The 26,834-nt window shown below is 66.7% G+C and carries 18 protein-coding genes and 3 pseudogenes; 13 read left to right on the forward strand and 8 right to left on the reverse strand.

The window, feature by feature from the left end; genetic code table 11:
- Positions 1–21: 21 nt before the first annotated feature.
- On the reverse strand, positions 22–582 hold the full coding sequence (locus BN118_RS14170; RefSeq protein ID WP_014905958.1) for an antibiotic biosynthesis monooxygenase: 561 nt from the start codon (positions 580–582) through the stop codon (positions 22–24).
- Positions 583–849: 267 nt separating this feature from the next.
- On the opposite strand from BN118_RS14170, the gene BN118_RS14175 reads away from it, so the two are divergent.
- The gene (locus BN118_RS14175) at positions 850–1,404 is read left to right on the forward strand and encodes an NADPH-dependent FMN reductase (protein ID WP_010930432.1); all 555 of its coding nucleotides are present in this window, start codon (positions 850–852) and stop codon (positions 1,402–1,404) included.
- A gap of 455 nt (positions 1,405–1,859) precedes the next feature.
- Here BN118_RS14175 and BN118_RS14180 read toward each other — a convergent pair whose 3' ends face one another.
- Positions 1,860–2,075 (reverse strand): dodecin, encoded by a 216-nt coding sequence (locus tag BN118_RS14180; RefSeq protein WP_010930433.1) that lies wholly within the window; start codon positions 2,073–2,075, stop codon positions 1,860–1,862.
- Between the two features lie 200 nt (positions 2,076–2,275).
- Between BN118_RS14180 and mutS the strand changes: the two genes are divergently transcribed.
- From mutS to BN118_RS14195, 3 genes are all read left to right on the forward strand, one after another.
- Entirely contained in the window at positions 2,276–4,927 is a 2,652-nt protein-coding gene (gene mutS, locus BN118_RS14185; RefSeq protein WP_014905959.1) for a DNA mismatch repair protein MutS, read from the forward strand.
- On the forward strand, positions 4,924–6,111 hold the full coding sequence (locus BN118_RS14190; RefSeq protein ID WP_014905960.1) for a ribosomal protein uL16 3-hydroxylase: 1,188 nt from the start codon (positions 4,924–4,926) through the stop codon (positions 6,109–6,111). The genes mutS and BN118_RS14190 overlap by 4 nt, the downstream gene beginning before the upstream one ends.
- A 663-nt stretch (positions 6,112–6,774) precedes the next feature.
- Positions 6,775–7,389, forward strand: coding sequence for a fimbrial protein (locus BN118_RS14195; protein ID WP_010930436.1), 615 nt, complete (start codon positions 6,775–6,777; stop codon positions 7,387–7,389).
- Positions 7,390–7,477: 88 nt separating this feature from the next.
- Here BN118_RS14195 and bamC read toward each other — a convergent pair whose 3' ends face one another.
- The 3 genes and pseudogenes from bamC to BN118_RS19960 all read right to left on the reverse strand — a co-directional run bounded on the left by bamC (position 7,478) and on the right by BN118_RS19960 (position 10,256).
- Positions 7,478–8,605: an outer membrane protein assembly factor BamC gene (gene bamC / locus BN118_RS14200; protein WP_003809956.1), complete on the reverse strand. Its 1,128-nt coding sequence runs from the start codon at positions 8,603–8,605 to the stop codon at positions 7,478–7,480.
- 11 nt (positions 8,606–8,616) lie between these two features.
- Positions 8,617–9,522 (reverse strand): 4-hydroxy-tetrahydrodipicolinate synthase, encoded by a 906-nt coding sequence (gene dapA / locus BN118_RS14205; RefSeq protein WP_003809954.1) that lies wholly within the window; start codon positions 9,520–9,522, stop codon positions 8,617–8,619.
- 85 nt (positions 9,523–9,607) lie between these two features.
- Positions 9,608–10,256: pseudogene (locus tag BN118_RS19960) on the reverse strand (site-2 protease family protein).
- Positions 10,257–10,414: 158 nt separating this feature from the next.
- Here BN118_RS19960 and BN118_RS14215 point away from each other — a divergent pair.
- The gene (locus BN118_RS14215; RefSeq protein ID WP_005012067.1) at positions 10,415–11,365 is read left to right on the forward strand and encodes an IS481-like element IS481 family transposase; all 951 of its coding nucleotides are present in this window, start codon (positions 10,415–10,417) and stop codon (positions 11,363–11,365) included.
- Here the strand turns inward: BN118_RS14215 and BN118_RS14220 are convergent.
- Entirely contained in the window at positions 11,362–11,988 is a 627-nt protein-coding gene (locus BN118_RS14220; RefSeq protein WP_010928449.1) for an L-threonylcarbamoyladenylate synthase, read from the reverse strand. The genes BN118_RS14215 and BN118_RS14220 overlap by 4 nt on opposite strands.
- Before the next feature lie 61 nt (positions 11,989–12,049).
- On the opposite strand from BN118_RS14220, the gene ypfJ reads away from it, so the two are divergent.
- The 4 genes from ypfJ (at position 12,050) to BN118_RS14240 (ending at position 15,487) form a co-directional block, all read left to right on the forward strand.
- On the forward strand, positions 12,050–12,901 hold the full coding sequence (gene ypfJ, locus BN118_RS14225) for a KPN_02809 family neutral zinc metallopeptidase (protein ID WP_010930427.1): 852 nt from the start codon (positions 12,050–12,052) through the stop codon (positions 12,899–12,901).
- Positions 12,902–13,115: 214 nt separating this feature from the next.
- Positions 13,116–13,604, forward strand: a complete 489-nt coding sequence (locus tag BN118_RS14230; RefSeq protein WP_227915060.1) for a hypothetical protein — start codon at positions 13,116–13,118, stop codon at positions 13,602–13,604.
- Entirely contained in the window at positions 13,601–14,365 is a 765-nt protein-coding gene (locus tag BN118_RS14235; protein ID WP_010930425.1) for a hypothetical protein, read from the forward strand. Before BN118_RS14230 ends, BN118_RS14235 begins: the two co-directional genes overlap by 4 nt.
- 171 nt (positions 14,366–14,536) lie before the next feature.
- A complete protein-coding gene (locus tag BN118_RS14240) occupies positions 14,537–15,487 on the forward strand; it encodes an IS481-like element IS481 family transposase (RefSeq protein ID WP_005012067.1) in 951 nt (316 codons plus the stop codon).
- On the opposite strand, the pseudogene BN118_RS14245 reads toward BN118_RS14240, so the two are convergent.
- Positions 15,484–16,658: pseudogene (locus BN118_RS14245) on the reverse strand (MFS transporter). The gene BN118_RS14240 and the pseudogene BN118_RS14245 sit on opposite strands and share 4 nt — an antisense overlap.
- A gap of 216 nt (positions 16,659–16,874) precedes the next feature.
- Here BN118_RS14245 and BN118_RS14250 point away from each other — a divergent pair.
- The 3 genes from BN118_RS14250 to BN118_RS14260 all read left to right on the forward strand — a co-directional run bounded on the left by BN118_RS14250 (position 16,875) and on the right by BN118_RS14260 (position 20,167).
- Positions 16,875–17,822: a hypothetical protein gene (locus BN118_RS14250; protein WP_003808531.1), complete on the forward strand. Its 948-nt coding sequence runs from the start codon at positions 16,875–16,877 to the stop codon at positions 17,820–17,822.
- A gap of 226 nt (positions 17,823–18,048) precedes the next feature.
- Positions 18,049–18,789, forward strand: a complete 741-nt coding sequence (locus tag BN118_RS14255; protein WP_014905961.1) for a TetR/AcrR family transcriptional regulator — start codon at positions 18,049–18,051, stop codon at positions 18,787–18,789.
- Positions 18,790–19,162: 373 nt separating this feature from the next.
- On the forward strand, positions 19,163–20,167 hold the full coding sequence (locus BN118_RS14260) for a Bug family tripartite tricarboxylate transporter substrate binding protein (RefSeq protein WP_014905962.1): 1,005 nt from the start codon (positions 19,163–19,165) through the stop codon (positions 20,165–20,167).
- A 50-nt stretch (positions 20,168–20,217) separates the two neighbouring features.
- Here the strand turns inward: BN118_RS14260 and BN118_RS14265 are convergent, their stop codons facing one another.
- Positions 20,218–21,789, reverse strand: a complete 1,572-nt coding sequence (locus BN118_RS14265) for a winged helix-turn-helix domain-containing protein (RefSeq protein WP_014905963.1) — start codon at positions 21,787–21,789, stop codon at positions 20,218–20,220.
- 332 nt (positions 21,790–22,121) lie between these two features.
- Between BN118_RS14265 and BN118_RS20875 the strand changes: the two are divergent.
- Positions 22,122–26,586, forward strand: a pseudogene (locus tag BN118_RS20875) (BB0916 family autotransporter).
- Positions 26,587–26,834: the final 248 nt, after the last annotated feature.

Genomic DNA, 26,834 nt, shown 5'->3' on the forward strand with positions numbered 1-26,834 from the left:
CAGAAAAACGTCAGTTTGCGCTCAATCGGCCGCGCCGACGGCGCGCGGATGCAGCCAGCCGTGCAGCACGCGGGTGACCAGCGGAATACAGAGGAACGACAGCACCGGCGTCATGCACAGGGTCGTGGCCAGCACGCGCCAGAACAGCGGCAGCGCGCTCAGCTGCGCGTCGAGCGCCGTACTGAACAGCAGCAGCATGGGGAAATACACCAGCCAGATGCTGACCGCCTGCTTCCAGCGCGGCGGCGCGCCGGCGGACGCGCCGAACCAGCTGTCCATGCCGGTGACGCGGCGCGCATGGCTGGCGCGCACCAGCGCCGCGCCGCGCTCCAGCCACATGCGGCGCGGCAGCGATTGCTCCCAGCGGGCCAGGCTGGCCTCGCTGTCAAAGCGCAGCACGATCTGGTATTGGTCGCCGCCTTCGGGCGGCTGCAGTACGCCCGAACCCAGGAATCCCGGAAACCCGGCCGCCAGGATTTCTCCCTGGCGCATCCACGCCAGGAAATCCCCGTAGCGGTCAGGCGAGATATGGCGGGTCACCAGCATCGTGACGGGAAGGGAAACGGGCACGGCGGACATCATGGCACTCCTGGCTGCGGCGGCCCGGCCCAACGCCTCGGCCGCCCTCCTCCCCCTCCTTGCAAACGGCGTGCCAGCTCTTCCTCCCACGGCGCGCGCCAACATCCCGGCAGGCGCCGGCCCCCATGCACCGCCTGGCCCCCCATCCTGGTGAAAACCCTCGCCCCGGCCCCATCGTGGTGCAGCGCGCAAGCCCGCCCGGCCTGCCGTTGAGCGGTCACATCGACAGGTCTACACTGGCGGTTCCCCACCCCCTGGAGTCCGCGTGCCATGAGTACCTACAAAATCGCTGTCTTCGTCGACAGCCTGCGTGCCGCATCGTTCAACCTGCGCCTGGCGCGCGCGCTGGAGAAACTGGCCCCCGCCAACTTCGAGTTCGAGCATGTCAGCCTGGGCGACGTCCCGCTCTACAACCAGGACCATGAAAACGACATGGCGGCGCCGGCGGCCAAGCTGAAGCAGCAGATCGCCGATGCCCACGGCATCCTGTTCGTCACGCCCGAGCACAACCGCTCCATTCCCGCCGCCCTCAAGAACGCCATCGACTGGGGCTCGCGCCCGTGGGGCCACAACAGCTGGATCGGCAAGACGGCCGGCATCGTCGGCACCTCGCCCAGCGCCGCCGGCACCGCCATGGCGCAGCAGCACTTGCGCAATATCCTGGCGGCCGAAGGCGTGAACGTGCTCACCACTCCGGAAGTGTTCCTGCAATTCAAGGAAGGGCTGATCGACGAGCAGTTCAACATCACCAACGAGGACACGCGCAAGTTCCTGCAGGGATGGCTCGATCGCTATGTGGCCTGGGTCACCCGGCTGGCGGGCTGAGTCCGCCGTGCGCGGCGAGTTACCCACACACCCGCCGCTTATCCCCGTCCAATGTGGAAAACACTGAGGACAGCCTTGGGGCAGCCTGGAAATCACCAATCGAATCATCGACATGCAAACGGTGATCAAAAATGGCCCAGCCTGCCCCGCGCCGCATCATAGTTGTCCCCGCCAACTGTGGATAAGCGTGAGGACAGCTTGCGGGCAGATCCGAAAACGCCTTGCCGATCAAGGCCTTGCCCATGCAGGGCAAGAAACGCGCAGGCATGCTGCGCCGCGCGGCCATCCGGCGGGGCCGCAAGGCGCCGCCGGGCACCGCCCGATGTTATCCCCGGCAAATGTGGACAAACCTCTTGACAGTGTTCTGACAAGAAGAAAAAAGCCTTGCCCGCCATAGGGTTAGACTGCGTGTGCAACAACTGCGCAACGCGCGCCGCGCGCCGCGCAGGCCGGCATCAGTCGTCGGCCTCGAGCCGCATGCCGATCTTCAGGCTCACCTGCCAGTGCGCGACCTTGCCGTCCTTGATGTGGCCGCGCGTCTCGGTCACCTCGAACCAATCCAGGTGCCGCAGCGTATCGGAAGCACGCGCGATGGCCTGGGCGATCGCATCATCGGACGACACGGCGGACGACCCCACCAACTCAATCTGCTTGTAGACGTGGCTCGACATGGCGTTGCTCCTTGTACGGTTGCTGGCCGCCGACCGGACGCGCCTCGTGCGCGCACTGCGCCGCCGGCTGATTCATTTGAGCACAGGGAAGAAACGGCGCACAGCACCGGATGTTGCGCAATGCGTCATCGCGCGACACCATGGCGGCCCGGCGCCTGCCGCATGGCGGACCGCGCGGGCGGCCCGATACAATCCTGCCTATGTCTTCCACACCAAAGCAAACCACCGGCGACGCCCTGGCCGGCCATACTCCCATGATGCAGCAGTACCTGCGCCTCAAAGCCGAGGCCGGGCCGCTGCTGTTGTTCTACCGCATGGGCGACTTCTACGAGATGTTCTATGAAGACGCCGAACGCGCCGCGCGCCTGCTCAACCTCACGCTGACCAAGCGCGGCAACTCGAACGGCACGCCGATCCCGATGGCGGGCATTCCCGTGCACGCCATGGAGCAATACCTGGCGCGCCTGGTCGCACTGGGCGAATCGGTCGCCATCTGCGAGCAGATCGGCGATCCCGCCGCCGCCAAGGGGCCGGTCGAGCGCCGCATCGTGCGCATCGTCACGCCCGGCACCCTGACCGACGAAGCCTTGCTGCCGGCCAAGGCCGACCGCGCGCTGGCGGCGGTCTGCGTCACGGGCAAGCGCGAACCGCGCGCCGGCCTGGCCTGGCTCAACCTGGCCAGCGGCGCCTTCCATGTCACCGAGTGCGCGCCCGCCCAGCTCGAGTCCGAGCTGCATCGCATCGCGCCGGCCGAACTGATCCAGGCCGAAAGCGCCGAGCTGCACATGGCCTTCGAAGGCGCGCGCACGCGCGTGCCCGATTGGCATTTCGAAGCCGACGGCGCGCGCGCCCAGTTGCTGGCGCACTTCAAGACCGACAGCCTGGGCGGCTTCGACGTCGAGGACATGCCGGCCGCCGTGTGCGCGGCGGGCGCCCTGCTGCGCTACGCCGCGCGCACCCAGTCGCAGGCGCTGGCGCACGTGCAGACCATCGCGGCCGAACGCCCGGGGCAATATGTGCTGCTCGATCCGGTCACGCGGCGCAACCTCGAACTGACCCAGACCCTGAGCGGCGAGGAATCGCCCACGCTGTTCTCACTGCTCGATGGCTGCCGCACGCCCATGGGCAGCCGGCTGCTGCGCCGCTGGCTGCACCACCCCCTGCGCGAGAACGAACCGGTGCTGGCCCGCCAACACGCCATCGCCACCATGCTGACCGCGCGCCAGGAAGGCGAACAGGCCTTTGCCGCGGCCGGCTTGCTCGAGACGCTGCGCGATGCGCTCAACGCCTTTCCGGACATCGAGCGCATCGCCGCCCGCGTGGCGCTGCGCTCGGTGCGCCCGCGCGAGCTGGCCAGCCTGCGCGACGCCCTGGCCGCCCTGCCTGCTCTGCACGCCAGCCTGACGCCCCTGCCCGGCTCGCCGCGCGCCCGCGAGCTAGCCGCGCAGCTGGCCATGCCGCCGGACATCGGCGAGCTGCTGGCACGCGCGGTCGCCAGCGAGCCGGCGGTGGCCATCCGTGACGGCGGCGTCATCGCCGCCGGCTTCGACAGCGAACTGGACGAACTGCGCGCGCTGGCCACCGACGGCGGCGATTTCCTCGTGCAACTAGAAGCGCGGGAACGCGAACGCACCGGCATCGGCAACCTGCGCGTCGAGTTCAACCGCGTGCACGGCTTCTACATCGAAGTCACCAAGGGCCAGACCGACAAGGTGCCCGAGGACTACCGGCGCCGCCAGACCCTCAAGAACGCCGAGCGCTACATCACGCCTGAACTCAAGACCTGGGAAGACCGCGTCCTGTCGGCGCAGGACCGTTCGCTGGCCCGCGAAAAATGGCTGTACGAGCAATTGCTCGACGCGCTGGCGCAGTATGTGCGGCCCCTGTCCCAGTGCGCGAGCGCCCTGGCCGAACTGGACACGCTGGCCGCGCTGGCCGAACATGCCCGGCGTCACGACTGGGTCGCCCCCGAACTGATCGACGGCGCCGAGATCGACATCGAGGCAGGCCGCCATCCCGTGGTCGAGCGCGCCATCGAACGCTTCACGCCCAACGGCTGTCGCCTGGACCAGACCCGCCGCATGCTGTTGATCACCGGCCCCAACATGGGCGGTAAATCGACCTATATGCGCCAGGTGGCCCTGATCGCCCTGCTGGCGCGCACCGGCAGCTTCGTGCCGGCCACCCGCGCGCGCGTCGGCCGGCTCGACCGCATCTTCACCCGCATCGGCGCGGCCGACGACCTGGCCGGCGGACGCTCCACCTTCATGATGGAGATGACCGAGGCGGCCGCCATCCTGGCGGCCAGCACGCCGGCCAGCCTGGTGCTGATGGACGAAATCGGCCGCGGCACGTCCACCTACGACGGCCTGGCGCTGGCCTGGGCCATCGCGTACCGGCTCCTGACGCACAACCGCGCGCTCACGCTGTTCGCCACCCACTACTTCGAGTTGACCCGCCTGCCCGCCGAACAGCCCACCGCGGCCAACGTGCACCTGGCCGCGGCCGAGTCGGCCGGCGGCATCGTGTTCCTGCACGAAGTGCGCGAAGGCCCGGCCAGCCGCAGCTACGGGATCCAGGTCGCCCAGCGCGCCGGCGTACCCGCCGCGGTCATCCGCCAGGCCTCGCGCGAACTCGAACGCCTCGAAGCCCAGGGCGCGCCCACCCCGCAGCTGGGCCTGTTCGCCGCGGCGCTCGACGCGGACGTGCAAAGCCAGGCCATGACCGAGCAGGCCGAGGATGCCGCCGCGCTGGCGCAACTGCGCGACCAGCTTGTGGCCATCGACCCCGACAGCCTGACCCCGCGCGAAGCCCTCGACGCGCTTTACCGCCTCAAACAGCACCTGACATGAACCCTGCCACCGCGCTCGCCCTGCTGGGCGGGCTTGCCCCCGCCGACTTCATGCGCCGCTACTGGCAGCGCAAACCCTTGCTGATCCGCCAGGCCATCCCCGGCTTCAAGCCGCCGGCCAGCATCGCCGCCCTGCGCCAGTTGGCGCGCCGCGACGACGTCGAAGCGCGACTGATCTGGCGCGAACAAGGCCAATGGAACATGGAGAACGGCCCGTTCGCCCGCCTGCCCAAGGCGGGCGAGCCGGACTGGACCTTGCTGGTGCAGAGCGTGGACCTGCATCACGACGCCGTCAGCGCCCTGCTGCAGCAGTTCCGCTTCATTCCGGACGCGCGCCTGGACGACATCATGATCAGCGTGGCCGGCGATGGCGGCGGCGTGGGGCCGCACTTCGACAGCTATGACGTCTTCCTGCTGCAGGCCAGCGGGCGCCGCCGCTGGCGCTACGGCCGGCAGAAAGACCTGTCGCTGCAGCCGGACCTGCCGTTGAAGATCCTCAGCCGGTTCGAGCCCGAGGAAGAACACGTGCTCGAACCGGGCGGCATGCTTTACCTGCCGCCACAGGCCGCGCACGACGGCGTGGCCGAAGGCGGCGACTGCATGACGATCTCGATCGGGTTTCGCGCACCGTCGCAGGCCATGCTGGCGCGCGGCCTGCTCGAAGCGGCGGCCGACCAGGTCATGGCGCGCGTCGGCCTGCTGGGCGGCCCGTATGGCGAGCCGCCCCTGCCGGGCGCGCGCCTGGACGGGCTGTACCGCGACCCGGGCCAGCCCGCCGTCGCGCATCCCGCGGCCGTACCGGACGGCCTGGTCGAGGCCACGCTGGCGACGCTGGACCGCCTGCGCTTCGACGAGGCGTTGGCGGCGCGCTTCCTGGGCTGCTGGCTGACCGAGCCCAGCCAGCTCAGTGTGTTCGACGCCGGCGGCGATCAAGTCGACCTGGAAGACAGTTGGCCCGCGAGCGGCGCGCTCGTGCTGGATAGGCGCAGCCGCATGCTTTACCGCGGCCGCCAGTTGTTCATCAATGGCGAGGCCGCCAGCGTCGCGGCCGAACCCGCGCTGCGCCACCTGGCGGATGCCCGCGCGCTGGCCTGCGACGATCCGCGTTGCGCCAGGCTGAGCGACGAAGCGCGCAGCTGCCTGGCCGACTGGCTGGACGCCGGCTGGCTGCGCTATCAGCCCTGAACGCGGGCGCGAGTGTTGCGGGGGCGCGCCAGTCAGGGCGCCTCCCGGTACGATCCGGACACCTAAATGCGTCTATTCGATACATAACGCTCCCAACCCTGTAGCCGCGGAAACAACTTGATAGATCACACACACGCTCGCAAGGGTTGTTTCATTTGGGATGCGACCGCTTTAATTTCCAAACGCCAGCCGTTGAATGATTCCTGTAGCCTGACTACTGGTTTCCCCTAATGGGGCCACGAAATCGTCATCAACAGGAGTGTCGACCATGATGAGCAAAACCTTGATTCTGGCTCCGGTGATGGCAGTCGCCCTCACGGCCTGCAACAAGAACGAAGACGCGGCCGCCCCCGCTGGCGACGGCGCCCGCCGAACCGGCGCCGGGCAGCTCGGGCGGCGCCACGACGCCGTCGTCCTGATTCCCGGCCCCGCCGGCCGGCCCCCGTGCCGGCCGGCACGCCGTCGGGATGCCCGCCCGCGGGCAGGCATGCTAATGGCCTCCGGTAACGGAGGCCATTTTCATTGCGCGAAGCCGCCCGCCGATCTGGCGCGATTACCGGCAAATTCCCACACAACCATCAGCCCCCCCCCCCCCCCCCCCGGACCTGATATTCTGATGCCGACGCCAAGCACATGACGGCACCCCTCAGTATCAGAATCACCATGTCCAAGTTTTCATACCCTGCCTTGCGCGCCGCGCTTATCCTTGCCGCCTCGCCCGTACTGCCAGCGCTGGCCAACGACGGCACCATCGTCATCACCGGCAGCATCTCCGACCAGACCTGCGTCATCGAAGAGCCCAGCACCCTCAACCATATCAAGGTCGTGCAACTGCCCAAGATTTCCAAGAACGCGCTCAGGAACGACGGCGACACCGCCGGCGCCACGCCCTTCGACATCAAGCTGAAGGAATGCCCCCAGGCGCTGGGCGCGCTCAAGCTGTATTTCGAGCCCGGCATCACCACCAACTACGACACGGGCGATCTGATTGCCTACAAGCAGACCTACAACGCATCCGGCAACGGCAACCTGAGCACCGTGTCGTCCGCCACCAAGGCCAAGGGCGTGGAGTTCCGCCTGGCCAACCTCAACGGCCAGCACATCCGCATGGGCACGGACAAAACCACGCAAGCCGCGCAAACCTTTACCGGCAAGGTCACCAATGGCAGCAAGAGCTACACCCTGCGCTATCTCGCCTCGTACGTGAAGAAACCCAAGGAAGATGTCGACGCGGCCCAGATCACCAGCTACGTCGGCTTTTCCGTCGTCTACCCCTGAGCCGGCGCGCCAGGCCAAAAAAAACCGGCAAGCCTTGCGGCTTGCCGGTTTTTTTGCGCCGCTACGCGGCGTCAGGAGACGAAGGGTCTCAGACCATCTTGTCCTTCAGCACGCTCAGCATGCGCTGGGCGGTTGCGCTGCTGTCGCGCTGCCCGTTGGCGTCGAGCACCGTGACCTGCGTCTGCGTGCCGGAGCCCGTCAGGCGGATGCGGTACTGCGGCGCCTGGGCCTTCTTGTCGCTGGAGAACAGGCGGCTGAAGAAGCCCGGCTGCTCGTTCTGCGCGCCCGTGTCGGTATCCACGTAGCGCACGAAGTACTCGCCGGCGCTGCGGTCGCGATCGTCGACCGCGAAGCCGCCCGAATCCAGGGCCACGCCCACGCGCCGCCAGGCGCGATCGAACGACTCGTCGACCACCAGCATCGCGCCTTCGGCGCGCACGCTCTGCACCTTGGGCGCCTGCGGGGCCGCTTCGGCCTGCGCCACCAGCTTGCGCGCCGCATCCACGTCGGTGCCCAGGTACACCATCAGGCGCGCCAGCATGGCCGCGTTCAGGCCCGGGTCTTCCTTGCCGTGGGTCCATTGCACCTGGCCGCCATCCGAGCCGACACGCTTTTCCAGCATCTGGTTGTGCGTGATGTAGATCTCGGTGTGCCCATTGACGCGCTCGACCCGCGTGCGGAACTTCTCGCGCTCGCCGCTATCCCACGCGGTCTCCAGCACCGACCCGAGCACCTGGCGCAGCCAGCTTTCCGGAATCTTGGCGCGGTTCTCGGCCCAGTCGGTCTCGATGATGCCGGCCTGCGGATTGTTGACCGAGACCGTGAAGCCCGTGTCGGTCCAGAAATCGACCACCTTGGGAAACAGCTGCTCGGGCGGCCGCTCGATCACCAGCCAGCGCAGGTCGCCGTCGCGCTCGACACGCATGTCCGCGCGCTCCGGCAGCACGTTGGTATTCTGGCCGGCGCTGGCCTGCTGCTGCAGGCCCTGCTGCTGGAATTGCGAGTAGGTCGCGGTTCCGGAGGCAGGCGCCTTGTAGCGCGGATCGTTGTTGGCCTGGGTCAGGTCGGGTGGAATGCTGAGCGGGTCGCCGCGCCGCGTGCTTTTGTAATCCACCGACTCTTCATTGCCCAGCAACTGGTTGACATCGCTGCAGCCCGCCAGCAATGCCAGGGCCATCAATGCCGACGCTCCGGCATGACGTTTGTTCATACGCATCCTCACGATATTTAGAGCAGACCCACTTCCTGCAGGGCGGTACGTACCAGCGAGTGGTACTGCTCGCTCAGCTCGACCATCGGCAGACGATAACCAAGAGCTGTGTGGCCCATCTGGGCCAGCGCCCATTTGACAGGGATAGGGTTGGCCTCGATGAACAAGGCCTTGTTGAGACGGGCTAACCGTGCATTGAGTTCACGCGTGCGCGGCACGTCACCGCCGCGCGCCGCCGTACAGAGTTCATGCATCAGGCGCGGCGCCACGTTGGCCGTCACCGAAATATTACCGCGCGCGCCCAGCAGGATCAGGGCCGCGGCGGTCGGATCGTCGCCGCTGAACACCTGGAAGCCGGCGGGCGCCTCGCGCAGCAGCAAGGCGCCCCGGGCAATGTCGCCCGTGGCTTCCTTGATGCCGATGATGCCCGGCACTTCGGCCAGGCGCAGCACCGTGTCGTTGGACATGTCGGCCACCGTGCGGCCGGGCACGTTGTACAGCACCGTCGGCAGATCGACCGCCTCGGCCACCGCGCGGAAATGGCGGTAGATGCCTTCCTGGTTGGGTTTGTTGTAGTACGGCACGACCGACAGGCCGGCCTGTGCGCCGACCGCCTTGGCGTGGCGGGCCAGATGGATGGCTTCGTCGGTGGAGTTGGCGCCCACGCCGGCGATGACCGGAATGCGGCCGGCGGCGTGCTCGACCGCCACGCGGATGAGCTCGGCGTGCTCTTCCATCGAAACGGAAGGAGATTCTCCGGTGGTGCCGACCACCACCAGGCCATCGGTGCCTTCGGCCACGTGCCAGTCGATCAAGGACCGGTATGCGTCGTAGTCGAGGCTGCCATCGGGCTGCATCGGGGTGACCAGGGCCACCAAACTGCCTTGGAACTGCACGGTTGCGGCAGGTGCTGAGGATGCCATGTTTATCGGGCTCCGCGGCCCGGCGCCTGTCTGGCCGGACCTCAATCAATCAAACCAACGAGTTTACCGGATATTGGCCGGAATCTTATAAAAACCAGCTGACGATTTCGGCCCCCAGACCTAATACGGGACGCATCAGCACCCATAGCGCATCCGTCACCAGCAACAGCAGCACGATCACCAGCCCGTAAGGCTCGATCCGCGCGTACTGGAACGCCAGGCGCTGCGGCAGCAGGCTGAACACCACCCGTCCGCCGTCCAGCGGCAAGATGGGCAGCAGGTTCAGCGCCATCAGCACCAGATTGACGTTGACGCCCGCGCGGGCCATCTCGAACCAATAGCCCTCCTGGACGCCCGCCTCGAAATACAGGCGGATCGCCAGCGCCCACAGGATGGCCATCAGCAGGTTGGCCGCGGGGCCCGCCAGCGCCACCCACAGCATGTCCTTCTTGGGACGGCGCAGGCGCCCGAAATCCACCGGCACCGGCTTGGCCCAGCCGAACAGCAGGCCCGGCGCCGCCCATCAGCTTGGAGGCAAGCAGGATCGCGGCGGGAACCAGCAGCGTGCCGACCGGATCGATGTGGCGCATGGGATTGAGGCTGATGCGGCCGGCCTGGTAGGCCGTCGGGTCGCCGAACATGCGCGCCACGTAGCCGTGCGCGGCCTCGTGCAGCGTGATCGCGAAGATCACGGGAATCGCGTAGATCGCGATGAGCTGGATGATTTCATTCATAGCGACGCATTGTAGTGTGCGCAACGCCAGGCCGGACGGCGGCCTGCCGTCCCGGGCTAGTTGTGAAGATTCAATAGGTTGTATGCATGGTTCATCCGAACCGGATTTGAGAAACTGGAAATCGCCACCCCCCCAGTTCACTCAAGGAGCCCGGCCGGATGAACACCCATAAGCATGCCCGATTGACCTTCCTACGTCGACTCGAAATGGTCCAGCAATTGATCGCCCATCAAGTTTGTGTGCCTGAAGCGGCCCGCGCCTATGGGGTCACCGCGCCGACTGTGCGCAAATGGCTGGGCCGCTTCCTGGCTCAGGGCCAGGCGGGCTTGGCCGATGCGTCCTCGCGCCCGACGGTCTCGCCCCGAGCGATTGCGCCGGCCAAGGCGCTGGCTATCGTGGAGCTGCGCCGCAAGCGGCTGACCCAAGCGCGCATCGCCCAGGCGCTGGGCGTGTCAGCCAGCACCGTCAGCCGCGTCCTGGCCCGCGCCGGTCTGTCGCACCTGGCCGACCTGGAGCCGGCCGAGCCGGTGGTGCGCTACGAGCATCAGGCCCCCGGCGATCTGCTGCACATCGACATCAAGAAGCTGGGACGTATCCAGCGCCCTGGCCACCGGGTCACGGGCAACCGACGCGATACCGTTGAGGGGGCCGGCTGGGACTTCGTCTTCGTGGCCATCGATGACCACGCCCGCGTGGCCTTCACCGACATCCACCCCGACGAGCGCTTCCCCAGCGCCGTCCAGTTCCTCAAGGACGCAGTGGCCTACTACCAGCGCCTGGGCGTGACCATCCAGCGCTTGCTCACCGACAATGGCTCGGCCTTTCGCAGCCGCGCCTTCGCCGCGCTGTGCCATGAGCTGGGCATCAAGCACCGCTTTACCCGACCTTACCGCCCACAGACCAATGGCAAGGCCGAACGCTTCATCCAGTCGGCCTTGCGTGAGTGGGCTTACGCTCACACCTACCAGAACTCCCAACACCGAGCCGATGCCATGAAATCCTGGCTACACCACTACAACTGGCATCGACCCCACCAAGGCATCGGGCGCGCTGTACCCATCTCCAGACTCAACCTGGACGAATACAACCTATTGACAGTTCACAGCTAGTCCAGCCCGAGCGCCGCCGGATCGCCGCCGCCGCGCCGCAGCACCGCCGGCTCGGCGCCGGTCAGGTCGACCACCGTGGTGGGCGTCTGCGGGCAGGCCCCGGCATCGATCACCGCCGCCAGTTCGTGCTGGTAGCGCTCCTGGATGGCCTCGGGGTCGTTGAGCGCGTCTTCCTCGTCCCTGGGAATCAGGGTGGTCGACAGCAGCGGCGCACCCACCTGCTCCAGCAGCGCCAGCGCCACCGCGTGCGCCGGCACCCGGATGCCGATGGTCTTGCGCGACGGATGCGAGACGCGGCGCGGCACTTCGCGGGTGGCTTCCAGTATGAACGTCCACGGCCCCGGCGTGGCGGCCTTGAGCAGGCGGTACTGCTTGTTGTCGACCCGCGCGACCTGGCCGATCTCGGCCAGGTCGCGGCACAGCAGGGTCAGATGGTGGCGCTCGTCCAGGCCGCGCAGGCGCCGCAGCGCATCGGCGGCCGCCTTGTCGTCCAGCGGCGCCACCACGGCGTAGCTAGAGTCGGTCGGCACGGCCACCAGCCCGCCGTCGGACAGCCATTGCGCAGCCTGTTTGATCAAGCGTGGCTGCGGATTCGCGGGATGTAGTGTCAGAAGCAGGGCCATGGGTTTATCCTAACACTCTTGATCGAGTATGCGCGCACGTGCGCGCGGCAGGAGGCACCCCATGCGCATGGACGACTCGCGCGAAAGCCAGAACATCGAAGATCGGCGCGCCGCGGGGCCCCGGCTGGGCGGCAAGGGCCGCATCGGCATCGGCACCATCGTGCTTGCGCTGGTGGCCATGTATTTCGGCATCGACCCTTCCGTGGTGCTGCAGATGGCCGAAGGCCCCGCCACCTACGAGCAGGCGCCCGCCGGCGCGCCGCCGGCCAACGACCCGCAGGCGCGCTTCGTGGCCAAGGTCCTGGGCGAGACCGAAGACACCTGGGGCGCCATCTTCACGCAAAGCCTCAACCGCAATTACGTGCCGCCCAAGCTGGTGCTGTTTCGCGGCGCCACGCCCACGGCCTGCGGCACCGGCCAGGCCGCCATGGGCCCGTTCTACTGCCCCGGCGACAGCAAGGTGTACATCGACCTCGGCTTCTTTGACGAAATGGAGCGCCGCCTGAACGCCCCGGGCGACTTCGCCCAGGCCTATGTCATCGCCCATGAGGTGGGGCACCACGTGCAGCATCTGCTGGGCGTGGCCGAACAGGTCGACCGCCTGCGCCAGCGCAATCCGGCCCAGGCCAACGCCCTGTCGGTGCGCATGGAACTGCAGGCCGACTGCTTCGCCGGCCTGTGGGCGCGACGCGCCGACCAGGCGCGCAACATCCTCGAATCGGGCGACATCGAGGAAGGCCTGAATGCCGCCAGCGCCATCGGCGACGACACCCTGCAAAAGAAGAGCCAGGGCTATGTCGTGCCCGACGCCTTCACGCACGGCTCGTCGGCCCAGCGCGTGCGCTGGTTCAAGCGCGGCCTGGAAAGCGGCGACCTGCGCCAGTGCGACACCTTCGGCGCGGCGCAACTCTAGCGCGCGCGGCTGCGCCCCAGGCGCGCGAATGGCTGTATGCCCATACAGCCATTCGATCTTACCCGCCTCTGTCTTGTAAGATTACGCCCCCTCGCAACCGCATATGCCGTTGCTTGCGCGCGCCATGCATGGGCGCCGCCGCATTTTCGAATTCAATAGAGTGCCCATGGCCAACAACGTCGAACCCTTGATCACGCCGGACGAGGTGTAGGAAATCCTCGCGGAACCCAAGGAGACCACCAAGCCCATCAGCTGGGCCCACAAGCCGGCCGCCAGCAACTCGCAATGGCAGGAATTCAGCTGCGCGTGCCGGCTCAAGGGCGATGTGCGCGAAGACATCCTCTTTCGCATCACCTACCGCGGCGCGCGTACCGCCGTGTTCGGCCAGGCCACCATCTTCCTGCCCGAAGCCTTCGGGGCCAGCCTGTTCGTCGGCCCGCACCGCGTGTTCGGCGTCGATACCGATGACTCGTTCCACACCAGCATGGTGGGCGAGAACCTGCCGCAGTTCCGCAAGGCGCTGGCCGATCGCAGCCACCAGCACATCTGGGTCGAGGCCGGCGAAGGCTACGCGGAACCGGTCGTGCCCGCGCTGGAGAGCATCGGTGCGCTGGTCGACTATTTCCTGCCGCGCGCAAACCTGACGCTGACCGGCGGCTTCGCCCATCCGCTGAAGGGCCGCCAAATCGAACTGATCCTATGAGCAACTTCCTGGAAGCGTCGGGCTGGAGCGTCCAGCCCGCGGGCGAACACGCGATTCGCGCCATCTCTCCCATGACGCTGGGCCTGGATGGCCAGCATGCCGCATTTTTCATCGTCCATCCCGACGCCCACACGTTCTATCTCACCGACGCCTGTAAAACCGCCTTGCACGCGGCCACCTTCGGCATCGAACTGGTGGCCAAGCGGCTGGAAGTCCTGAACCAGACTCCCGGCGTCAGCCTGGCGCGCTTCGACAAGGCCGGCGCCATCGTGGCGCAAGGCCCCAACGAGCAGCTGCAGGACGCCTTGTGGGACGCCGTCAAGCTGGCCATGGCGCTGTCGTTCCAGTGCGCGAAATGGATGCCCAAATTCAGCCGACTGCGCTTTCGCGCCCAGGTCGGACGCACCCTGGCCGAAGCCGTCGGCGCGAACCGCATGGTCAAGGGCGCCAAGGCGCAGGGAAGCAGCGGGCACACCGCCGACTTCGCCTTCGCGGTGCGCTCGGCAACCTCGACTTCCATGACCTACATCGAACCCATCGCGCTGAAGGCCGGCCGCAAAGTCGATTGGACGCAGGTCTACCAGACCCACGGCAAGATGTCGGATGTGAAAATGGCCGATGCGCGCAACGCCCGCCTGGTCATACTCGAGGACGGCGCCACGGCCGAGGAATTCAAGAAAGCGGTCGCCATCCTGGAGCAATCGGCGGCCGTGCGCACGCTGGCCAAGACCCGCGACTGGCAGGAAGTCTTCGCGACCTGAACGGCCGGCCGACGCGCGGACCGCACGGATGCGGCCATGGCGACGCGGCAGGGATGGCCTCGGGGAGCGCTAGGTGTGAAGATTCAATAGGTTGTATGCATGGTTCATCCGAACCGGATTTGAGAAACTGGAAATCGCCACCCCCCCAGTTCACTCAAGGAGCCCGGCCGGATGAACACCCATAAGCATGCCCGATTGACCTTCCTACGTCGACTCGAAATGGTCCAGCAATTGATCGCCCATCAAGTTTGTGTGCCTGAAGCGGCCCGCGCCTATGGGGTCACCGCGCCGACTGTGCGCAAATGGCTGGGCCGCTTCCTGGCTCAGGGCCAGGCGGGCTTGGCCGATGCGTCCTCGCGCCCGACGGTCTCGCCCCGAGCGATTGCGCCGGCCAAGGCGCTGGCTATCGTGGAGCTGCGCCGCAAGCGGCTGACCCAAGCGCGCATCGCCCAGGCGCTGGGCGTGTCAGCCAGCACCGTCAGCCGCGTCCTGGCCCGCGCCGGTCTGTCGCACCTGGCCGACCTGGAGCCGGCCGAGCCGGTGGTGCGCTACGAGCATCAGGCCCCCGGCGATCTGCTGCACATCGACATCAAGAAGCTGGGACGTATCCAGCGCCCTGGCCACCGGGTCACGGGCAACCGACGCGATACCGTTGAGGGGGCCGGCTGGGACTTCGTCTTCGTGGCCATCGATGACCACGCCCGCGTGGCCTTCACCGACATCCACCCCGACGAGCGCTTCCCCAGCGCCGTCCAGTTCCTCAAGGACGCAGTGGCCTACTACCAGCGCCTGGGCGTGACCATCCAGCGCTTGCTCACCGACAATGGCTCGGCCTTTCGCAGCCGCGCCTTCGCCGCGCTGTGCCATGAGCTGGGCATCAAGCACCGCTTTACCCGACCTTACCGCCCACAGACCAATGGCAAGGCCGAACGCTTCATCCAGTCGGCCTTGCGTGAGTGGGCTTACGCTCACACCTACCAGAACTCCCAACACCGAGCCGATGCCATGAAATCCTGGCTACACCACTACAACTGGCATCGACCCCACCAAGGCATCGGGCGCGCTGTACCCATCTCCAGACTCAACCTGGACGAATACAACCTATTGACAGTTCACAGCTAGCCCACGGCCGCCCGGCTGGGGGTCTTGCGCCACGCCAGCCACGCCAGGCCCACACATATCATCAGCATCGGCACCAGCGATCCCACGTTCAGCACGGTCCATCCCCGGGTCGTCACCAGCATCCCGGACGTCAGCGAAGTCACCGCCATCACCGCGAACACGCAGAAATTCATGGCGGCCTGCGCCCGGTCTTTCTCCTCGACCGTATAGGTCGACAGCGACAGCGTCGTGCTGCCGGTGAACAGGAAGTTCCACCCCACCCCCAGCAGGAACAGCGACACCGTGAAATGGTGCAGCTCCACCCCGGAAAGGGCCACGCCGATGCAGACCAGATTGAGCGCGGCGCCCCAGCCCATGATGGGCAGCACGCCGAAACGCTTGATGAGATGGCCGGTAAAAAAGCCGGGCGCGAACATCCCGATGACATGCCACTCCAGCACGAACGCGGCATCCGCGAACGGCAGGCCATGGTGCTGCATCGCCAACGGCGTGGCCGCCATCAGCAGGTTCATCACCCCGTAGCCGAGCGCGCCGGCCCCGGTGGCCACGATGAACGCGGGCTGGCGCGCAATCACCGACAACGGCCGCCCACCATTCGCGCTGGCGCGCTGCGCCACCTCCGGAAACTCGATGCGCGCCAGCACCGCCATCGCCAGCAGCGCCACCACGGCCAGCGCCAGATACGCGCCCAGGAACGGCGTGACGAACAATTCCTTGGTGAACAAAGCCAGGTTGGGCCCCACCACCGCCCCCAGCAGGCCGCCCGCCATCACCAGCGACACCGCCTTCTCGCGCGCGCCGGGCGCGGCCAGCTCCGCCGACGCGAACCGGTAAAGCTGCCCGTTGGCCGAGTAATAGCCCGCGATCGCGGTCGCGGCGCACAGCAACCAGAAATTGCCTATATAGGCCGCGAAAGCGCACAGCAGCGCCGAACCGGCCGCCACCAGCAGCCCCAGCATGAAGCTGCCCTTGCGGCCGTAGCGCTTCTGCGTCCACGCGACCGGCCCCGTGCACAGCGCCCCCCGACCACATAACCCATGACCGGCAGCGTCGCCATCCAGCCGTACGGCGCGAGCGCGAACCCGACCAGGCCATTGATGGCGATGAAAGTAACGTTATTGGTAAGGAACAGGCCCTGCAGGACCGACAACAGCCAGAGATTGCGATTCATATTGAGCGGCGTGCCCTGCGATTGCGCGCAGGCGGAATATGCGGATTCGGATATATGTATATTACCAGTGGTAATTATCTATCCCGCCCCCAGCGGCCAGCACGGCCCCGGCGGACCAGTTGGTAACAGGCAAGTCCGGACGCCCCATTTTCATTGAGCGAAATAAAAACGTGATATGTTGATGTTGTTTACATTGTGAAATAAAAACGGGAATTCTTGCAGATGGATTTGTCGAAAATTCAATTCGGTGTCGACGTCGCCACCAGCCTGGCGATTCTGGCCTCGGCCATCACCTTCCTGATCAACCAGCGCCTCAAGACCCGGGAAACCAAGCGCCGGCAGCTCGACGAATCCGTGCGCGCCGTAACCGTCGACGAATTCCAATCGGCGCTCGGCAACCTGTCGACGGCCTACGTCAAGGAAATCGTCCGGCACACCGTCCCCCTGCAGGCCTCCGTCAGCCGCGGCCTGGAGCGCCTGGAAAAATCGCTGGAACTCGACCCCAAGCGGGCCAACGTACTGATGGACGCCATGGCCAACACCACGCAGGCCATCAGCGACTACATCAACGCGATCTGCGCCTACAACTACCAGATCTATCCCCTGCTCGACAGCATCGAAGGCGGCGAATCGCAGATCCAGGAATTCCGCCGCAACCTGCAGCGCCTGATGGACAGCTACAACAATATCGGCCGGGGCCACGAGTCGCTGTTCAAGGAAGTGCGCGCCCTGTGCGACTTCTGCGCCGCGCATCCGCTCGAGCAGGCCGACCACGAAGCGCTGCAGCGCATGGCCATGTCCATCGTCGCCGACAAGGACTACCGCCAATGGGTGGACAGCTTCGTGCCCAGCGGCAAGGAAGAGGCTTACTGGGCATGCGTGGACAAAGGCGATTTCGAAGGCGAGAAGGACCTGCTCATGCGCGTCGTCTCCAACGTCATCGGCGGCTTCTACAAGGCCCCGGCCCGCATGCAGGCCCAGGTCATCTATCTCGCCTATTCCGCCATCATCGACGCCAGGCAGCAATGCAAGGAGTTCCTGGTCGGCATGGCCGCCATCAACTACTGGCTGATCCGCAAGGGCGGCGGCAGCGAATCCCTGCCCGACGTCATCCAGCGCTACCGCTCGCAGGCGGTATTCGCGGTGGATTCGGAGATCAGGTAGGCGCACGTCGCCTGCAACGGCCTGCCTGCAGGCGGCGCCCCGGTCCGAACCGGGCGCAGCGACAATACGCCAGGGCCATGGCCCAACCCCGCCCGGCTTGGCGGCGGGGCGAACATGGCTCCATAATGCAGACCCGGCGGCCGTTGTTGTCAGCGACCAGGCCACCACTGCAGGCCGTCAGTCCACCGCGGCGCCCACAGCGGCGCCGCAGGAGCCCCACCCCAACATGCCCCATTCCGTCGACGACTCCTCCCTGGTAACACGACGCCGCGCGCAACTGGTAAAGGCCGCGATCAAGCTGTTTTCGCGCATGGGGTACCACGCCGCCACGGTCAAGGACATCGCGCAGGAGGCTGGCGTCAGCGCCGGCCTGATGTACCAGTACGTGCCGGACAAGCAGGACCTGCTGTTCCTGGCGCTGCAGCACATCGTCCAGCGCAACAAGGAAGAAGTGCCGTCGGCCTTGCTGGGCGTCGAAGATCCCATCGCGCGCCTGTACCGCGCCATCGATGCCTACACGCGCGTCATGGCCGCCAACCAGCAAGCCGTGCTGCTGACCTACCGCGAGACCAAGTCTCTCAAGCCCGAATACATCGAGCAGATGAAGCAGCTCGAACTCGACACCAACAGGCTTATCGAAGCATGCGCCACGGATTGCATACGCGCGGGCTACCTGGCGCCCACCAACGTGGAGCTGCTGGTGTACCGCATCATCATTGCGGCGCATGCATGGCCCCTGAAGCATTGGCGCTTGCGTCGCATCGTCACGCTGGATGAGTCTCTCGACCAGGCGATCCATGCCGCCTGGAAAGACCTGCTGCTGCCGCGCGGCAGCAGCCGATATGAAGAACTGCGCCGGGCCGGCGAACTCCGGCCCGTCCATCTCGCCGGCGAATCGGACGACGGCGCCTCCCGCGCGGCGGGCACGGAACCGAAGAAGCGCGCACGGCGCGGCCTCGCCGCCTGAGCCTGGCCGCCGGACGCCACAGTCCGGCCCGGCCCTCCCGCCCCTCCCGCCCGGACCACCAGGCCGGGCCACACGACATGAATGGTTAGCCATTCAATACTCATACGGCACCGCCTCCATCACGGCCGCAAATCGCGGCGCGATGCTCTTTCCCCTATGAAAGCCCACCCAGGCAACTGCCCATGCCTGTGGCGGCCGGGCCCTGGCCATGAAAATTGAATGATTACCCATTCAATTTCATGATAAATTCACTTCGCGCTCATATGACTATTCAAGCAATCGAAGCGCCCTATCCGCAAGCTGGGAACGCCCCTGCCGTACCGGCGACTCAAGCTGCGATTGGATCCTTCATCGGGGAACAGAGGAGATGGCGATGTACAGGAGAATACTTGCCGCAGCCGCGGCCGCAATCAGTGCCCTGCTGCCGCTGCACGCGTCCGCCGACAGCTATCCGAGCAAGCCGATCAGCCTGGTGGTGGGGTTTGCCGCCGGCGGCGGCTCCGACGTGTTGACGCGCGCGTTCGCGAAATACCTGAACGCCGAGATCGGCGTGCCGATCGTGGTCGAGAATCGCCCCGGCGCCGACAGCCTGCTGGCCTCCCAGGCCATCAAGAACGCAAAGCCGGACGGCTACACCATTTACCTGGCCACATCGACGCACGCGGTCAACCCAAGCCTGTTCAGCGAGGCGAAATTCAAGGTCCGCGATGACGTCACGCCGATTTCCATGATCGGCGAGGCGCCGGTCGCGATCGCCATTGCCCCGATGCTGCCGACCAGGACCCTGCAGGAATTCATCGACTATGCCAAGGCGCACGGCGGGCAATTGAACTACGGAACGTCGGCCAGCAATACCTATCTCGAAACAGCATACATGCTGCGCGCCGCGGGCCTGGACATGCAACGCATCCCCTACAAGGGAGCGGCTCCTGCCAGCGTTGCCCTCATGAGCGGCGAAATACAGCTGTTGCTGAGCACGGTGGGCCATCTGGCGCCGCTGGTCCAATCAGGCAAGGTTCGCGCCCTGGCGGTCACCAGCGCCGGGCGCAGTACGCTCATGCCCGACCTGCCCACGACGCGGGAGGCCGGCATGCCGGACTTCATGCCGAACCTGTCCACCGCCAACGATGCCGGCCTGCCCAACGTCACCAGCAGCATCTGGTATGCATTGCTGGCCCCGCCGGGCGTTCCCGCCGACGTGGTCACGCGCTTGAACCAAAGCACCCAGGCGGTCCTGCGCAATCCGGAGTTCATGTCGCAGATGGTGACCATGGGCGTGGAGTTGCGCCCGTCCTCGCCCGAGGGACTGGGCCAGTTCCTGGAAGCCGAGGAAGCCAAGTGGCAGAAAATCGTCGACGATATCGGGGCCAGGCAATAGGCGAGCGCTCCCGGCCGGCGCGCCGCCGGCGCCGCGCTTGGCGGCCTTTTTCATGACGCGTCGGCGAAGCGCTTCGGAAAGTATTCCCGCAGCGGCGATGGAATGACATCCGCGCCGTGGACGCGGGCCAGATGAATGGCCAGGCCATGCAGGACGTTCTTCTGATGATGCCGGCGCTCGAATTGCCGCGCGGTGGTCCGGTGCAGGTAGGTGAGCATGCGCCGGCCCGCTTCCTTGGGGATCATGGCGAGCGCCGGCGGCGTACGCTTGGACTTGGGAGAAAGAAAGATCAAGCCGACCCATCCCCGGCTCGCAGGATCGAGCGCGGACAGTTCGGCGACCATCTGGGCCACCTCGCCGCGCCGGTCGGCGGCCAGCAATGCGCTGCCCTTGAGGATCAAGAGATAGATATGAAACTGGGACCCCGTCTCGGCGAGCTCGATCGCCCGATCGTAGAGATCGACCGCGCGGTCGATCTCCCCTTGGCAGGCCAGAGTGAGCGCTTTCATGGTGAAGGCGGCGGCAAAGGCCGTGCTGGCTTCGAAGGCCTCCTCGGTCAGCGTGGCGGCCAGCTTCAGGTAGCCCCGATCGATGAAGCACAGCACCTTTGCGATGCCCAGCAACAGCATCGGTTCGCTTCGGGCCTTTGCCAAGGCGCCGAGCGCCAATTGCTCGATATCGTCTTCAATGCCGCGCCATTGCACATCGGTCAGCGGCGGCGTATCCGGCGATAGCGGCCCCTGGATCAGCTCGGTATAGCGGTTCAGCGCCAGCAGCACCGCCAACGCGGGGTCGTCCGGATTGTCCGCATGGGCCGCGCGCAGCCGCTGCGCATTGTGGCGCCAGCTTTCGATATCGCCCGTGACCAGGACGGCTGCATCGTGCAGGCGCAGCAACAAGGGCCGGTCGGTCGGGTTGGGCGGTTCTCCGCCGGGCAGCGCGGCATGCGCCCAGATGGCATCGGCCAGCGATTGCGCGAAGGCAGCGAGTTCGGCGTTTTCCCCCGCCAGGGGCACGGTCAAGCGAAACGGCCTGATCGGCGTGTTGCTGCGGCCGTCCTTGAGCACCAGCGCCATATGCAGCTGGCCGTCTTCGGGCCACAGGCTGATTTCCAGGCTATGGGCGATATGGCTTGCCGTCTCCGGCTCGAACCGCCATTGCGGCAGGCACAGCACCTTGCGGCTGCCGTGCAGCGCCTGGCCGATGTGGCCGCCGAGGCGCTTCACGACGGCGGCGGCCTGTTCGTTTTCGCCCAGGCCATAAACCGGGCCGATCAGCAGGAAGGCCGACACCGGCGCGACCGCGATCGGGTCCGCCACCCATATATAGCCTTCACCATACTGCGTGGCGATAAAGCGCGGCGTGCGGGCATTGTCTCCCAGCCGCTTGCGCAGCCAGTTGACCAGGTAATCGATATTGCGCTCGCTCAGCTCGCCCGCCAGATCGCCCAGGCCCTCCAGCAGTTGCTGCCGCGTGATGAGTTGATGCGGCCGCTCGGTCAACTGCAGGATCAGGGCGCGCTCTTGCCGGGTCAGGCTCAGCTTGGCGCCGTCGTCCCGCGTGGCGGCGCGCAAATCGGGCTGGAAGACAAGATCGGCATAGCGCACGGACGGTATGGACATATCGAGGGCTCGGCAAGGTACGAAACAGCGGGACGTGCGCTCGCCTGGCTGGATGTGGTTTTCCGCAGGTTCGCCGAAATTTAACACTTGAGGCCGCGACGCTGGCGCCGGCCATGCGGGTTGGTTTTGGAGCGTTTTGTTCCTTTCCGCGCAATAAATCGCGAAAAGCACCGGCCACCGCCTCAACCAAATATTGGTGCGAGAGTGTTTTGATAGAGTTCCGGCGCAATGAATCATCTGCTTGCGCACGTAGAAAGCAGACATACATACGCGCATTGCGCATGCCTCCTGCCCTGGCGCCGAGGCTCCCATCCCAGCCGGCAAGGACACGTATGAACCGCAACCACCGCCTCGTATTCAACCGCGCGCAAGGCGTCATGCAGGCGGCTCCGGAAACGGCGAAAGGCCGGGGAAAAAGCGGGTCGGCACGCAAACGGGCGACGATTTTCATGGCGACACAGGCGCTGGCGTTTACATCAGGCGCCGTCTCTGCCGCCGAATGGGCGGTCGACGAAGGAAACTGGTCCGCGGCAGCGAACTGGACGCCAGGCGCCGTACCCGACGCAGCCACGACCGTGTCCATCCGCAACGGCGGCACAGCAGAGATCCATGACGCAGCGCGTGCCGAGCACCTGATCCTGGGCCTGGGAACGCTTCCATCGGAGATCGGCCATCTGATCGTGCGCAGCGCCGGCAGCCTGACAGTAGGCAATCAGACCTCTATCGGCAATGACCGCGGCAGTTCCGCCATTTCTACCTTGACCATCGACGGCGGCACCGTGACCGGCGGCTACGGAAACTTCCGTGTATGGCACAACGGAGCAGTCCTGCTGCGCGGCGGAGGAACCCTGCGCACGGGCACCCAAGGCCTGGCGCTTGACGGCGGCAGGTTGGAGATCGGCAATGCGCCCGGCACACTCGATAGCCCGTACGTCTGGGCCACGCCGGACGACAACGTCACGGGACAATTGATCTTCAACCATAGTGCCGGCGACTACGAATTTGCCCCCGCCATTTTGCAGAACGTCGCGGTCGTCCACGCCGGCGTCGGCGCCACCACGCTCGTCGGCGAGAACACCTACACCGGCGGCACGACACTCGATGCGGGCGTGCTCGGCATCTCGGCTAACGCCAACCTGGGCAATCCCAATGGCGCCCTGGTTTTCAACGGCGGCACGCTGCGGACAACGGGCTTCATCACCATGAACCGCGCCACGGCGCTTGGCGCGGGCAACGGTGCCTTCGACGTCGCCAGCGGCGCCTTGTTGACGCAGCAAGGCATCGTCTCCAGCAGCGGCGCACTGACGAAAACCGGCCCAGGCAGCCTGACGCTCTCAGGCGTCAACACCTACGCTGGCGGGACGGTGATCGAAGCAGGCACACTGCGCATTGCGCAAAGCGGGAACCTGGGTACCGGCCCCCTGACCCTCAACGGGGGGACGCTGGAGGCGACGGCCCCGCTCACCCTTTACGCCGACACCTGGATCGATGGGGGCGGCACCATTTCCACCACCAGCTCGTTGACCCTGGAAGGGAGCATCAATGGTCGGGCTGGCGTGAAAATAAGCAGCGGTCCGACAGGAACGGTGATCCTGAACGGTGCCCATAACGCCCTCCCCACTGCGTTCGTCACCGGCCAAAGCACCCTGCAAGTGAACGGTACTCTCGAGGCCATCATTGACATCGGTGGCGCTTCGAGACTCAGCGGCTCGGGCACGGTCGGCAATACGAGCATCCAGCACGGCAGCACTCTCTCCCCGGGCCAATCTTCCATCGGCACGTTGACGGTCAACGGCGACCTGACCCTGCATGACGGCTCCATCCTCGATTATCAGCTGGGCGGCCCCGGTACATCCAGCGACCCGGCATCCGGCATCGGCAGCCGCGTCAACGTCACAGGCAATCTGACGCTCAACGGCGCGCTCAACCTCAGGTCAAGCAGCGATACCGCCCAGGATGGCGTACCGGGCCTGGGCTACTACCGGTTGATGACCTATGGCGGCACGCTTTCCGGCACTGGACTGTCGATCGGCTCGACACCGGTTTTCTCGGATCCGGCGCACTTCGAGATCCAGGCCGGCGGCGGCAATGTCGATCTGTTCATCGCCGCGCTCGGACACGACACGCTGCAACACTGGCAGGGGGGGGGGGGATGGCGCCTGGAACAGCGCGAACGCACAGTGGCTGAACCGGAACGGCGAGGTTGCGGCCGGCTGGGCGGGCAACCAAGCCGTGTTCAAGAATCAGCCGGGCGGCTTCGGTGGCGGCACGATCACGGTCGCAGGCATGCAGCAATTCAAGGGCCTGCAATTCGTCGATGACGGCTACCGACTCGAAGGTTCGGGCCAGCTCGTGATCGACGGCTCCGAGCGCGGCGACGGCAATGCCGAAATCCGCGTACTGGCCAACAGCGCCGAGATCTCCACGGAGATTACCGGCAGCGGCGGAATCACCAAGACCGACGCCGGCACGCTGGTGCTCTCGGGGAACAACAGCTATCAAGGCAGCACGCACATCCTGGGCGGCGCGGTCTCCATTGCTTCGGACAGGAACCTGGGCGCAACGGGCGCCGGGATCCTGCTGAGCGGCGGCACGCTGGCCACGACAGCCGACATGGCCATCGGCCGGAACATCACCCTGGCCGGCAACGGGGGCTTCGATGTCGCCGCCGGCACCACGCTGGCGGCCACCGGGCCGATCGGCGGCACTGGCGCCCTGGTCAAGACCGGCACCGGGACGCTGCGCCTGGCTGGAGCCAACCTCTACGCCGGCGGAACGCGGGTGCGCCAAGGCGTGCTCATCGGAGATACCGCCTCGATCCGCGGGAATATCGCCAACGACGGCGAGGTGGCGTTCCAGCAAGCGACGGGCGGCGTGTTCGCCGGGGACATCTCGGGCTCCGGCCTGATGCGCAAACTCGGCGCCGGCTCACTGGCCCTGGCTGGCCGCAATGCCCAGGACTGGGCGGTCGATACCGGGCCGCTACGCAGCGCCGGCAGCCGCTTCGCGGGCGACGTGGCCATCGGCGCGAACGGGATCTTTGTGCTGGACGACGCGCAGGCCGCCGCCTATGCGGGGGCCTTGAGCGGTACGGGCCGATTCCATAAACAAGGCGCCGGCAGCCTGCTGCTGACCGGCGACAGCGCCAGCTTTACCGGGCACGCCACGGTCAGTGCCGGCACGCTGCGCGTCGGCGATCGCCATGGCGGCGGCGTCCTGGGCGGCTCGCTCGATGTGCAAGCCGGCGCGACCCTCGGCGGCTCCGGCACGGTCGGCTCGGGCGCGGGCTCGCAGGTGACGGTGGCCTCGGGCGGCACGCTGGCGCCGGGCAACTCCGTCGGCACGCTGACGGTAAACGGCGACCTCGTCCTCGACAAGGGGTCGCGCTTCGAAGTGGAAGTCGACCCACAAGGCACGCGCAGCGACCAGGTGGCCGTCACGGGCAATACCACGATCCAGGGCGGCGCGGTCGCCCACGTCGGCGCCACCGGGCAGTACCAGCTGCGCTCGACCTATACGCTGCTCACGACCGGCGGCGCGCTATCGGGCCGGTTCGATACCGTCTCCTCCGACTTCGCCTTCCTGACGCCCGAACTGCGCTACGACTACGGCGCGGGTACGGTCGGCCTGGCGCTGGCGCGCAACGACCGCAGCTTCGCCTCGATGGCGTTGACGGACAACCAGTACGCCACGGCCCAGGGCATAGACAGCATCGGCGTGGCCGCCGGCCATGCGGTCTACGACGCGGTTGCGCAACTGCCCGATGACGCGCCCCTGGTGCGCGCCAGCCTGGACGCACTCTCGGGCGAAATCCACGCCTCGGCCAAGACGGCCTTGATCGAGGACAGCCGCTTTGTGCGCGATGCCGCCAAGGACCGCGTGCGGGCAGCCTTTGCGGCGCCCGGGGCGTCCACGGCCGCCGTGAGCGCGCGCGCCGCGGACGGCGCGCCGACCGCCGTCGCGGCGACCCATGACGGCCCGGCGGCCTGGTCGCAAGCGTTCGGCTCCTGGGGCGCCACCGACAGCGACGGCAACGCCGCCCGCCTCGAGCGCAACGTCGGCGGGGTGCTGATCGGCGCGGATCGGCCGATGGGCAACTGGCGGGTGGGCGCCCTGGCCGGGTACAGCCATACGGACGCCAAGGCGCCCGACCGGGCCTCCTCGGGCCGCAGCGACAACTACCACCTGGGCGTGTACGGCGGCATCCAATCGGGCGCCCTGGGCGTGCGCACGGGCCTGGCCTACTCCTGGCACGACATCCGCACCCGGCGCTCGGTAGACATCCCGGGACTGAGCGACAGCCTGCGGGCCGACTATGGCGGCGGCACCTTCCAGGCCTTCGGCGAACTGGGCTACGGCATCGAACTGAACGACACAACGCGCCTGGAGCCGTACGCCAGCCTGGCCTACGTACGCCTGCATACCGATGGCTACCGCGAAAGCGGCGGCGCCGCCGCGCTGACAACGGGCAGCGCCAACACGGAAACCACCTTCAGCACGCTGGGGCTACGCGCCGAACACGCGCTCGGCAGCGGGGCGACACAGGGAACGGTGCGCGCCACGGCGGGATGGCGCCACGCCATGGGCGACACCACGCCCCAGGCGCGTCATGCGTTCTCGGCGGGCGACGCCTTTACCGTGGCCGGCGCACCCATCGCCCAGGACAGCGCGGTGATCGAACTGGGCGTGGACCTGGCGGTGGCGCGCAACACCCGCTTCGGGCTGAGCTACGCTGGCCAGATCGCCAGCTCGGCGCAAGACCATGGAGTGAGGGCCGACTTGAGCATCCGGTTCTAGGATGCCCATGACCGAACGGAATGCGCAGCTCTTTTGATGCCCAAGGGCTGGCGCAGTCCGCCAGGCGCTGGCGGACGGTCCTGGGTTTCGAAAGAATCGTCAGACGTTGATCACACGTTTAAACGTTGATCGGTCGGCAAAGGGCTGTGAACTGTTGGCTGACGCCTGGAATGGTACGCGATGAGATGCAGGGGAACGAGCCGCTGTGGCCCAGACCGCGGAGAACTCTCATGGCAGACCATCACACC

The sequence above is a fragment of the Bordetella pertussis 18323 genome (assembly GCF_000306945.1).
Lineage (GTDB): Bacteria > Pseudomonadota > Gammaproteobacteria > Burkholderiales > Burkholderiaceae_B > Bordetella > Bordetella pertussis.